The following is a 207-nucleotide window of genomic DNA, read 5'->3' on the forward strand; positions in this document are numbered from 1 at the left end:
CCGCTGAGCGCTTTGTGCGCGATCCGTTCGTGGGTGAGCCGGATGCGCGGATGTATAAGACGGGAGATTTGGCGCGTTATTTACCGGATGGCAACCTAGAATTCTTGGGGCGCAACGATGAGCAGGTCAAGATTCGCGGCTTTCGGATTGAACCGGGTGAGATCGAAGCGTGCTTAACAGCGCACCCGCAGGTGCGTGATGCGGTGG

The 207-nt window shown here is 58.5% G+C and carries 1 protein-coding gene; it reads left to right on the forward strand.

Annotated features, from left to right (window positions below; translation table 11 throughout):
* Positions 1-207, forward strand: a 207-nt coding sequence (locus KPG66_RS16920) for an AMP-binding protein (RefSeq protein WP_237071611.1), incomplete at both ends; no start/stop codon positions are given.

This window comes from Mycetohabitans sp. B2, assembly GCF_021733735.1.
GTDB classification, from domain to species: domain Bacteria; phylum Pseudomonadota; class Gammaproteobacteria; order Burkholderiales; family Burkholderiaceae; genus Mycetohabitans; species Mycetohabitans rhizoxinica.